General features: G+C 64.3%; 11 protein-coding genes. 10 read left to right on the top strand and 1 reads right to left on the bottom strand.

All coding sequences use genetic code 11. The features are described from left to right. Positions 1-21: 21 nt before the first annotated feature. The 10 genes from ACREP4_RS14400 (at position 22) to ACREP4_RS14355 (ending at position 10,148) form a co-directional block, all read left to right on the top strand. Positions 22-1,578, top strand: coding sequence for a serine hydrolase (locus ACREP4_RS14400; RefSeq protein ID WP_431596871.1), 1,557 nt, complete (start codon positions 22-24; stop codon positions 1,576-1,578). Further along, on the top strand, positions 1,532-2,266 hold the full coding sequence (locus tag ACREP4_RS14395) for a M15 family metallopeptidase (RefSeq protein WP_431596870.1): 735 nt from the start codon (positions 1,532-1,534) through the stop codon (positions 2,264-2,266). Before ACREP4_RS14400 ends, ACREP4_RS14395 begins: the two co-directional genes overlap by 47 nt. A 52-nt stretch (positions 2,267-2,318) precedes the next feature. Beyond that, positions 2,319-2,699 (top strand): hypothetical protein, encoded by a 381-nt coding sequence (locus ACREP4_RS14390; protein WP_431596869.1) that lies wholly within the window; start codon positions 2,319-2,321, stop codon positions 2,697-2,699. A gap of 222 nt (positions 2,700-2,921) precedes the next feature. Then, positions 2,922-3,251: an EF-hand domain-containing protein gene (locus ACREP4_RS14385; RefSeq protein WP_431596868.1), complete on the top strand. Its 330-nt coding sequence runs from the start codon at positions 2,922-2,924 to the stop codon at positions 3,249-3,251. A gap of 206 nt (positions 3,252-3,457) precedes the next feature. After that, positions 3,458-4,201, top strand: coding sequence for an HAD family hydrolase (locus ACREP4_RS14380; protein WP_431596867.1), 744 nt, complete (start codon positions 3,458-3,460; stop codon positions 4,199-4,201). A gap of 2 nt (positions 4,202-4,203) precedes the next feature. After that, a complete protein-coding gene (locus ACREP4_RS14375; RefSeq protein WP_431596866.1) occupies positions 4,204-4,776 on the top strand; it encodes a hypothetical protein in 573 nt (190 codons plus the stop codon). A gap of 197 nt (positions 4,777-4,973) precedes the next feature. Then, positions 4,974-6,338 carry a 2-oxoadipate dioxygenase/decarboxylase HglS gene (gene hglS, locus ACREP4_RS14370; protein WP_431596865.1) on the top strand — a complete coding sequence of 455 codons (1,365 nt, stop codon included), beginning with the start codon at positions 4,974-4,976 and terminating at the stop codon, positions 6,336-6,338. A 215-nt stretch (positions 6,339-6,553) separates the two neighbouring features. After that, a complete protein-coding gene (locus ACREP4_RS14365; RefSeq protein ID WP_431596919.1) occupies positions 6,554-8,056 on the top strand; it encodes a vWA domain-containing protein in 1,503 nt (500 codons plus the stop codon). 217 nt (positions 8,057-8,273) lie between these two features. Further along, complete coding sequence (locus tag ACREP4_RS14360; protein WP_431596864.1) at positions 8,274-9,401, top strand: alpha/beta fold hydrolase; 1,128 nt, start codon at positions 8,274-8,276, stop codon at positions 9,399-9,401. A gap of 87 nt (positions 9,402-9,488) precedes the next feature. Beyond that, positions 9,489-10,148 (top strand): glutathione S-transferase family protein, encoded by a 660-nt coding sequence (locus tag ACREP4_RS14355; RefSeq protein WP_431596863.1) that lies wholly within the window; start codon positions 9,489-9,491, stop codon positions 10,146-10,148. A gap of 48 nt (positions 10,149-10,196) precedes the next feature. On the opposite strand, the gene ACREP4_RS14350 is transcribed toward ACREP4_RS14355, so the two are convergent. Further along, positions 10,197-10,556 carry a DUF1428 domain-containing protein gene (locus ACREP4_RS14350; RefSeq protein ID WP_431596862.1) on the bottom strand — a complete coding sequence of 120 codons (360 nt, stop codon included), beginning with the start codon at positions 10,554-10,556 and terminating at the stop codon, positions 10,197-10,199. Positions 10,557-10,743: the final 187 nt, after the last annotated feature.

Genomic DNA, 10,743 nt, shown 5'->3' with positions numbered 1-10,743 from the left:
TTTTTGTGGAGAGGCATGACGATGCGACTGAAACTTCTGCTGCTTGCCACCGCCGCATTCCTGAGCGGCCCGGTGCTCGCCGCCGACGCGGACACCGCGCGGATGGAGGCGCTGGTCGACCAGGCGGTGCAACGCTATCAGCTGCCCGGGATCGCGGTGGGCGTGATCGAGAATGGCAAGGTCGTCCGTCGCATCACCCGCGGTGAGTTGGCGGTGGGTGAGGGGGCGGCGATCAATGACGACACCTTGTTCAAGATCGCCTCCAACACCAAGGCGATGACCGCTGCGGTGCTTGCGCGCTTGGTGCAGGCGGGCACGTTGCGTTGGGATGATCCGGTCACCAAGCACCTGCCGCAGTTCCGCATGTACGACCCGTGGGTGACGCGCAACATGCAGGTGCGTGATCTGTTGATTCACAACAGTGGCCTCGGTTTGGGCGCGGGCGACTTGATGTTGTGGCCCGAGCCGAATCATTTTGATCGCAATGACATCATTGCCGGGCTGGCACATCTGAAGCCGACCGGCAGTTTCCGTGCCGACTATGCATACGACAATCTGTTGTATGTGGTGGCCGGTGAAGTGGCGGCCGCGGCGGCGGGCAAGCCGTATTCGGTGCTGGTGCGGGAAGAAATCTTCATGCCGTTGGGCATGCAGCGTTGTCAGGTCGGTGAGTGGTCGCCGGCTGAAATCGGCAATGTCGCCCGGGCGCATTATCGCCAAGCCAGCAAGAACATCGCCGCTGCTGCGGATGACGCACGCGTGGAGGATTTCCCGTCGATGGCGGCCGGTGGCGTCCGCTGCAGTCTCAACGACATGCTGCGCTGGATGCAGGTGCTGCTTGATCCGGCACAGGCACCCGGCTGGCTCGACGCAACCCAGCGACGTGTGCTGTGGACGGCGCATATGCCGATGCCGATCAGCCAGCGCCTGCGCGACTGGGACAACACCCACTTTCTTGCCTACGGTTACGGCTGGCGCCTGTCGGACATGGATGGCCAATGGAAGGTGGCGCATACCGGTACGTTGTCGGGCATGTACTCGTCGCTGGCCTTGCTGCCCGATAGCCGCGATGGTGTGGTGATCCTGATCAACGGCGAAGCCGAGGACGCACGCACGGCCTTGATGCAGGCCATGCTCAAGCACTTCACCGCGCCAAAGGAAAGTCACGATGTGCTGTATTACGCACAGCGCATCGATGCTGAAGCAGCACAGCGACGTACCGCCGGCCATGTGCGCCCGGCCATGCCGGGCCGAACGCCAATGACACTGGACGATGCGTCCTCTGCCTATACCGGCATCTGGCGTGATGCCTGGTTTGGCGAGGTGAAGCTGTGTCCGCAGGACGGTGCGCTGCGCTTCGCATCGACCAAGTCGCCGCAGATGCGTGGGCAGGTGATGCACAGCGAGCAACGTTGGTTCGTCGCCTGGGACACGCAGGGCGAAGACGCCGAAGCGTGGCTGGAATTTTCCGGCGATGCGACGCACCCTGTCATGCGCATGCGCGCCATCGACCCGGAGATCGACTTCAGCTATGACTACCAGGATCTGGACTTCCAGCGTGTCGGCAACTGCCCGTAGTGCGCTGACCGCGGCCGCATTGGCGCTCACCAGCGGCGGCGTGTTGGCCGTGGAGATATCGCCGGCCACCACCCCTGCCGACGCCAACATGGTCGATGTCACCACACTGGCGCCGGGCTTTGCGTTGGACATGCGCTACGCCACCACGGACAACTTCACCGGGCGCGTGGTGCCAGGCTATGACGCGCCACGTTGCTATCTGCTGCAGCCGGTGGCGCAGGCCCTGGCGCGGGTGCAGAACGACCTGCGTGCGCAGGGGTACGCCTTGCAGTTGTTTGACTGCTACCGCCCGGCGCATTCGGTGAAATCGTTCGTGGCGTGGGCGCACGACTTGAATGACCAGCAAGCCAAGGCGCGCTATTACCCCAACGTCGACAAGACCCGATTGCTTGATGGCTACATCGCTGAAACCTCGGGCCACAGTCGCGGTGCCACCGTTGATCTGGGGCTGTTGGATTGCCGGCAGGGCGAGTGCCTGCCGTTGGACATGGGCACCGGCTTCGACCGTTTTGATCCCTTGGCGCATACCGACAGCCCAGACATCAGCACCGCCCAGCAGCACAACCGCCAACGGTTGTTGCAGGCGATGGCTGCCGAAGGCTTTGCCAACTATCCGATGGAATGGTGGCACTTCACCTTCAAACCCGAGCCGACGCCCGACACCGCCTACGACTTTCCGGTGCGTTGAACGCGGGCCGGGCAGGTAGACTGCGCGTCCTTGCCTCGACCACACCACGCGCATGAATCTGGTTCTGCATTACGGCCTGTTGGGCTCCCTGGAAGCGGCCCTGATTGCGCTGGCGATCGGCTTTGTGGTGTTCGCGCTGTGGTGGCAAGTGTGCAAACGCACCGGCTTGTCGAACGGGCATGCGATTGCGTGGGCTTGCCTGGCAGCTGCGGTGATCGCTGCCGGCGTGGATACGTGGAACCTGTTCTATCTGGGCATGATGGGCTTGGAGTCGCCGCTGTACGTCAGATTGGCCCTGGCCAGCATCCACGATCCGGATCAACTGGGTACGCGCGTGGTGTTGGAATTGATTGGCGCCGTGGTCGGTGTCGGTTTGGGATGGGGCTTGTTCAGTTCGCGGCAATCTTTGCGTGACCCCACCGATGCGCCTTAAGTGCGATTGCATGCGTACTTAAGCGCGATGAATGGAACGCCCGAATCCCCGTGTTACATCCACTTCACGGCGGTCTAACCACGGCGGTAACCGCATTCGTCGTGGCGCGGGTTAACACGATGTTTCAGGGGATTTGCGGGGGCAGAACGATTCAGTTGCCGCTTGTCAGGGTAGGGCCGTGCGGAGTTTCCGTACGTTTCCCCAAAAGACGAGGAACACCTGATGACCCTTCTTAATCGCGCCCCGCTGTTTGCCCTGGTTGCCGTTGTAGGTTCCGCGCTGGCCCTGCCGGCGATGGCTCAGGATGCACAGGATCAGGCTGCGGCTCAGGCGCAGCAGGAGCAGGCTGCACTGACCCAGGACGCAGCAGCGGCGAGCAATGGCGGGCAGACCTGGGCCAGTGTCGACGCCGATGCTGACGGCAGCATCAGCAAGGCCGAGTCGCAGGCCAATGCCGGCCTTGCCCAGGTGTTTGATGACGCCGATGCCGACAAGGACGGCAAGCTGACTCAGGAGGAATACCGCAGCTACGCGGCAAAGCAGCAGAAGTAACGCTGCGGCTCGCGGTTGCTGATAGCCCCTCTCCCGCCTGCGAGGTGAGAGGGACAGGTTTTGAACCACCGGTTCACTGTCCCTCGAACGCCCTGGCGCCAGCGCAAGGGCCGGGACGCAGAGCGGGGGTTGGGGTGAGGGGGGCCTTTCACGCGTCACCCGCTGCAAAAAACACCCCGCCGCAGCCACGCGTTATCCTGTGCGGCATGAACCAGAACACCTCCCCTTCCGCCATCGGCCTGGTCGGCTTTGATGGCGATGACACGCTCTGGAAGAGCGAAGACTATTACCGTCAGGCCGAGCAGGAATTCGAGGCCATCCTTGGCCACTACATCGACCTGCACGACGCGCAGACCGCGCAGCACCTGCTCAAGGTCGAACGTCGCAACCTGGAAATCTTCGGCTACGGCGCCAAGGGCATGACCCTGTCGATGCTGGAAGCAGCCATCGAGTTGACCAGCGAAAAGATCTCCGCCCACGACCTGCACCAGATCATCGAAATCGGCCGCCGCACCCTGCAGCATCCGGTCGACGTGATCGACGGCGTGCGCGAGGCAGTGGCGGCCATCGCCGCCGACTACCCGGTGGTGCTGATCACCAAGGGCGATCTGTTCCACCAGGAGCAGAAGATCGAGCGCTCCGGCCTGCGTGATCTGTTTCCGCGTATCGAAATCGTCTCGGAGAAGGATCAATCCACCTACGCGCGCGTGCTGGCCGAGTTCAATCTGCCGGCCGAACGCTTTGTGATGATCGGCAATTCGCTGCGCTCGGATATCGAGCCGGTGCTGGGCCTCGGTGGCTGGGGCGTGTACACGCCATACGCGGTCACCTGGGCGCATGAAGCCGAGCACGGCGTGTCCGACGACGCACCGCGCCTGCATCACGCCGATACCGCGCACCAGTGGCCGCAAGCGGTGCGTGCCATCGCCGCACAGGCAACGGGCAACTGACGATGACGGCATCGCGCGCCCCGCGTTGCAGGTGGCAGTGGCCTGTCTGCTGCGCACTGCTGCTGGGCGCGTTGACCGCGATGCCATTGGCGGTACAGGCGCAGCAATCGACTGCAGCGACTCCCGCTGTTGCCGAGTACGCGGCGGCAACCGGTGACGCCTGGGTTGATCGGCAACTGGCGGACATCAACGCCTATGCGGTGCGCTATCCCGACGCGTTCATTGACGAACTCTCGCGTTATGCCGGTGCACGCCCGGCCTATGTGGAAGCACTGCTGCGCAACCACGGCTGGAAGCCGGCGGATGCGTATTTCGCCTGCTTCTGGGCACATGTGGCCGACATGTCATGCAGCACCCTGGTGCGCGCCCGCAGCAGCATGCCCGGCGCCACCTGGAAGGCGGTGCTGGAAAGCCTGCAGCCACCGCCGGAAAACCTGCAGTGGCGCGCGCTGCGTCACGCCATCGTCGCCAGCTACGACCATTGGGACCGCCCGATCACGCTGGATACGCTGCTCAAGCGGCAGCTGGGCGACCGCGCACAACGCGATGCGGCTGCTCGCAAGACGGGCGGGTAGCAGCGCTTTCAGGCGCAAAGTCGACACGGATGCCGACGCCTGATCGTCTGTAATTGCCCGCGGCTTTGCCTGCGATTGCATTGCGAGCTTCGCGGCCGAGGCCGCTCCTACGCCAATTGCTGCCCTGCAGATGGTCGCCGCCTGCCATTCCGGGCGAAAATGCCGGTTCCTTCGATTCAGTACCTGCGCACTTCGTCATGACTGCCGACCGTTTCGTTTCCTCCGATCACATTCGTAGCCTGTTCTCGCAGGCGATGTCGCATATGTACCGCACCGAGGTGCCGCTGTACGGCACGCTGGTGGAATTGGTGGGGGAGGTGAATGCCGATGTGCTTGCCGCGCAGCCGGCGCTGGCCGAGCAGATGCAGCGCAGCGGCGAACGTGATCGGCTGGACGTGGAACGCCACGGCGCGATCCGCGTCGGCACCGCGCAGGAACTGGCCACGCTGGGCCGCCTGTTCGCGGTGATGGGCATGCAGCCGGTGGGCTATTACGACTTGTCGGTTGCGGGGGTGCCGGTGCATTCCACCGCGTTCCGGCCGGTGGACGGCGAGTCGCTCAACCGCAATCCGTTCCGGGTGTTCACCTCGTTGCTGCGCCTTGAGCTGATCGAGAACGAAGCCCTGCGTGCGCAGGCGGCGGAGATTCTTTCCCGCCGCAATATCTTTACGCCCGGCGCGCTGCAGCTCATTGAACAGTGCGAGCGTGACGGCGGTCTGAGCGAAGACGACGCCTGGCGTTTTGTGGTCGAGGCGCTGGAAACCTTCCGTTGGCACAACGAGGCCACCGTGTCGCTGCAGACCTACCACGCGCTGCACGGCGCGCATCGTCTGGTGGCCGATGTGGTCAGCTTCCGTGGCCCGCACATCAATCACCTCACCCCGCGCACGCTGGACATCGATGCAGCGCAGGCGCAGATGCAGACGCGTGGCTTGGCGGCCAAGGCAGTGATTGAAGGCCCGCCGCGTCGTGCCTGCCCGATTCTGCTGCGCCAGACCAGCTTCAAGGCGTTGGAGGAAATGGTGCATTTCCCCGGCAGCGACGACAACGAAGCCGGCACCCACACCGCGCGCTTCGGTGAGATTGAACAGCGCGGCCTGGCGCTGACGCCGAAGGGTCGCGCCTTGTACGACACGCTGCTGGCACAGGCGCGTGACAACGGCGGTGCGGGCAGCACGGGCGGCGATTATGTGCAGCGCCTTGAAGCGGCCTTCGCGGGCTTCCCCGATGACCACGCGGTGCTGCGTCGCGAAGGTCTGGGCTACTACCGCTATGCCTTGACCGAAGCAGGGCACGCCGTGCCGGCCAGCGAGCGAAACCTGCCCGCCGAGGTGCTGATCGAACGCGGGCTGGCAACGGCCGACCCGATCATCTACGAGGATTTCCTGCCAGTCAGCGCCGCAGGCATCTTCCAGTCCAACCTGGGCGGCGGCGAACAGCGCGCCTATGCCGCACGCGCCAACCGCGATGCGTTCGAGCAGGCACTGGGTGCGAGCGTCAGTGATGAGTTCGCCATCTACTCGCGGCTGCAGGCTGAATCGTTGGCCAACCTGACGGCGTGAATCGGGCAAAAGCCTGGGCGATGACTTGAATGTCGAGGTCGGAGCGGTATGCTCCGGCCCATCCCGAGGCAAGGAGTTGGCCCATGCGGTTGCACACAGGTGTCGTGGTAGTGATGGCGGCGATGCTGCTGGTCGCGTGTTCAAAGAAGGTCGCTGAAGCACCTGCGAGCCACTACATGGTTGCACCGCCCTCGCCACCGGCGCCGGCACGAATGATGCGGTCGGCGGCCCCGCGCCAGAGTCCGATTGCCGTGTCGGGCGCGCGCGTGGTGCCTGAGGTCAATACCGAGGTCTACGAGCGGCCGGAGGACAATCCGGTCAAACGCACTACCGAACAGCCGGTTTCCACGTTCTCGGTGGATGTAGACACCGGCAGCTACAGCAATGTGCGGCGCATGCTTGAAAGTGGCGTGCGACCGCCAGCCGATGCGGTGCGCGCCGAAGAGTTCATCAACTACTTCGATTACCACTACGCCGTGCCGGCCGACAAAGCCGTACCGTTCCGCGTGCACACCGAGCTGGCCAGCGCGCCGTGGGACAAGCGCAAGCAGGTGCTGATGATCGGCATCAAGGGCTACGAGCAGGCGCAGGACAGCCTGCCGCCGATGAACCTGGTGTTCCTGATCGATACGTCCGGCTCGATGTATTCGGACGACAAACTGCCGCTGCTCAAGCGCGCGTTCGCACAGTTGATACCGCAGCTGCGCAAGCAGGATCGTGTCGCCATTGTTGCCTACGCCGGCTCGGCCGGGCTTGTGCTGGAGCCGACCAGCGGCGATCAGCGCGGCAAGATTCTCGCCGCACTGGAGCAGTTGCAGGCCGGTGGCAGCACCAACGGCGGTGCCGGCATCGAACTGGCCTATGCCATGGCCAAGCAATCGTTTGTGCCCGGCGGCGCCAACCGCGTGATCCTGGCGACCGATGGTGATTTCAACGTGGGCGTGGCCAATCGTCAGGCACTGGAAACGCTGGTGGCCGACCAGCGCAAGAGCGGCGTGGCACTGACCACGCTGGGCTTTGGCACCGGCAACTACAACGATGCGATGGCTGAGCGGCTGGCCGATGTCGGCGATGGCAATCACGCCTATATCGACAGCCTGTCCGAAGCGCGCCGGGTGCTGGTGCGTGAGATGGGCAGCACCTTGTTCACCATTGCCCGCGACGTGAAAATCCAGGTCGAGTTCAACCCGGCGCGTGTGTCCGAGTACCGCTTGATCGGCTATGAAAACCGCGTGCTCAACAACGAAGATTTTGCCAACGACAAGGTGGATGCCGGCGATATCGGCCCGGGCCACGAAGTGACCGCGCTGTACGAAATCGTGCCGGTTGGCAGTGGCGCCGAGCAGCTCCCGGCGTTGCGTTATGGCGACAAGCCCAGCGGCACCACCGCGCACGGCAATGAAGTGGCCGAGGTGCGGCTGCGTTACAAGCTGCCGGGCAACGACACCAGCGCCTTGATCACCCGCCCGATCCTGGCCAGCAGCCTGCAGGCCACGCCCAGCGAATCACTGCGCTTTGCCTCGGCGGTGGCCGGCTTTGCCGACGCGCTGCGCGGCGGCGAGCGCATGCCGGGTTGGAACTGGGATCAGATTGAAGCAACCGCACGCGCCGCGCGTGGTGAGGATGCTGAAGGGGAGCGTGCGCAGTTCATCCAGCTGCTGCGCGCGGGCAAGGCGATGATTGAACCGGCCAAGCCGGTCGCCAACATCGCCGATTGAAGTTGGCAACGATTGCGTTCGTAAGATGATCGTGGCGGCTCGCCGCCACTGAACGACGGGAGCGGCTTGTGCAGCGCGCTCGCGTTCGGCCAAGCAACGGCGGCCGGTCCGGCCGCATGACGCCCATTCACAGCCGTTCCGTTACGATCCGCCACAGCCGCCGGCAGTGATTGCGGGGAGCAGGGCGGGAGATCCTTTGTTCAATGGAGCGGGTGGCATGGAAATGGCGTTCCATCGAGTGCTGGCGTGCGTGTTGTTGATCGCGATGTGCGGCATGGCATCGATGTCTGTTACCGCCGCGCCTGGGCGGTTGCTCAGTGCCAAGTCCATGAGTGATGCACCCGTTGGCGCCAAGGCATGGCGCATCCGCTACGAAACCACCGATGTTGACGGCGACAGCACGCACTCCAGCGGCGTGCTGGTGGTGCCCGATGGCGCAGCGCCGGCGGCCGGCCGCGAGGTGGTGGCCTGGGCGCACGGCACCGTGGGCATTGCCCCCAGTTGCACGCCGATCCGCACGCTGGATCAGATTCCCGGCCTTGCCGACATGCTCGCGCGCGGTTGGGTGGTGGTGGCCAGCGACTATCCGGGTTTGGGGACGCGTGGCCCGCATGCGTATCTGGTGGGCGATGCGGCGGCAGCGGCGGTGCTGGATTCAGTACGCGCCGCCCGCAACTTCGCAGCGGCGCACGCCGGGCAGCGCGTGGTTGCGTGGGGTCATTCGCAAGGCGGCCATGCGGCGTTGTTCAGCGGTCGGCGCGCCGCGTCGTATGCGCCGGAATTGCAGTTGCTGGGCATCGCCGCGGTATCGCCGCCCACCGATCTGGCCGAGAACATGAAGCAGGCCGATGTCACGGTGCGCGCGATGCTTACCGCCTTCACCGCAGAAAGTTGGTCGAAGGTGTATGGCGCGGATATTTCCACCATTGCCGACCGCACCACGCGCGGGGTCATCGAACGTGCGACCAACGCCTGCGAAGGCGATCGACTGTCCGCCGCCGCGCTGCTGCGGGTGCTGCGGCTGCGCGTGCGCTTGGGCAGCCTGGACCTGAGTGGGCGGGCGCCGTGGGACGGCTTGATCGCGCGTAACTCGTTGCATGCGCTGGAAGCCGGCAGCCCGCCGTTGCTGGTGGTTCAATCCGACGGTGACAAGCTGGTTACCTCGCCGGTGACGCGTGGTTTTTTTGAGCGCAGTTGTCAACGCGGTGTGGTTGCGCGCTACCTGATTTTGCCCGGCACCGGCCATGCGACCACGGCTATCGCCTCGGCCAATGACGCACTGGATTGGATCGCGCAGCGCTTTGCCGGCCAGCCCGCACGCAGTGATTGCCCGGCACCGATCTGATCGCCGACGGCGGCAGTTGCATGGTCTGCAGGGCAGCGTTACAACGGTCGCCGCCGGGGCATGTTTGTCCCCCGAAGGAGTGAGGTCATGTCACTGGCGTTCTATGGACATCCGTTCTCTTCGTACACGCAGAAGGTGTTGATTGCGCTGTACGAGAACGACATTCCCTTCGAGTTCCGCTGTCTTGGCCCGGAAACGCCCGAGCATGCCGCCGAATGGCTGCGGCGTTGGCCGGTCGGCAAGTTTCCGTTATTGCTGGATGGCGACAACGCGGTGGTGGAGACCAGCATCATCATCGAGTACCTGCAGCAGACCCGGCCCGGCGCGGTGCGCCTGCTGCCAGACGATGCACAACAAGCGCTGGACGCGCGCTTTCTTGATCGCTTCTTCGACCTGCATGTGATGAGCCCGGTGCAGCATGCAGTGGGCGGCGCACTGACCGGCGATGTGGACAAGGCGCGCGATGCACTGGCGCACGCGCGCGACAAGTTGGAGCTGGGCTACGCCTGGGCCGAAACACAATTGCCGGGTCGCAATTGGGCCTGCGGCGATGCCTTCACCCTGGCCGACTGTGCCGCCGCACCATCGTTGTTCTATGCCGACTGGGTGCATCGCATTGGCGAGGCGTACCCGTTGCTGCGCGCCTACCGCGCACGCCTGTTGGCGCGCCCATCTTTCGCGCGCGCCGTGGAAGAAGCGCGGCCGTATCGACCGCTGTTTCCACTGGGCGCACCGGACCGCGATTGATGTGCTTGTCGCGGTAACGATCACGCGGACCGCAGCGGCTGGCGTGGGTTATCTGCTCAGTTCAAGCAACGGCGTGAAGCCGCCATAGATCAACCGCTTGCCGTCGAACGGCATCGGGTTTTTGGCCGGATCCATGCGCGGGTCGTCCATCATTTTCTGCATGCCGACATCGCGCGTGGCCTTGTCGGGCCATTCGATCCAGGAGAACAGCACGGTTTCGTCGTCCTTGGCCTGCACGGCGCGGAAGAAGTCGGTGAGCTGGCCGTGTGGCACGTCATCACCCCAGCATTCCACCACGCGCAAGGCGCCAAATTCGATGAATACCGCATCGCCGGTGCGTGCATGCGCAAGGAATTTTTCTTTGTTGGCCGTGGGCACGGCGGCAACGAAACCATCGATGTAGGACATGGGAATCTCCGCTGATAACGGCAGCCGTCATGGCCGCCTTCAAGTCCACGGCAGTGGGCGCGCCGGGGCGAACACTGTCCACCCCGGGCCGTTGTGAAAGTGTCGAGACGGTGCGAAGGGTAAAAGCTGTCTGTGCGGCAGTGCCGATTCATGTTGCGACTGCGGTTTACCATCGGGCACTTCATCC

The sequence above is a fragment of the Stenotrophomonas sp. genome, from assembly GCF_050737575.1.
GTDB lineage: Bacteria > Pseudomonadota > Gammaproteobacteria > Xanthomonadales > Xanthomonadaceae > Stenotrophomonas.
Note: the sequence above shows the minus strand (reverse complement) of the source record. Positions and strands in the feature narration are given on the sequence as shown.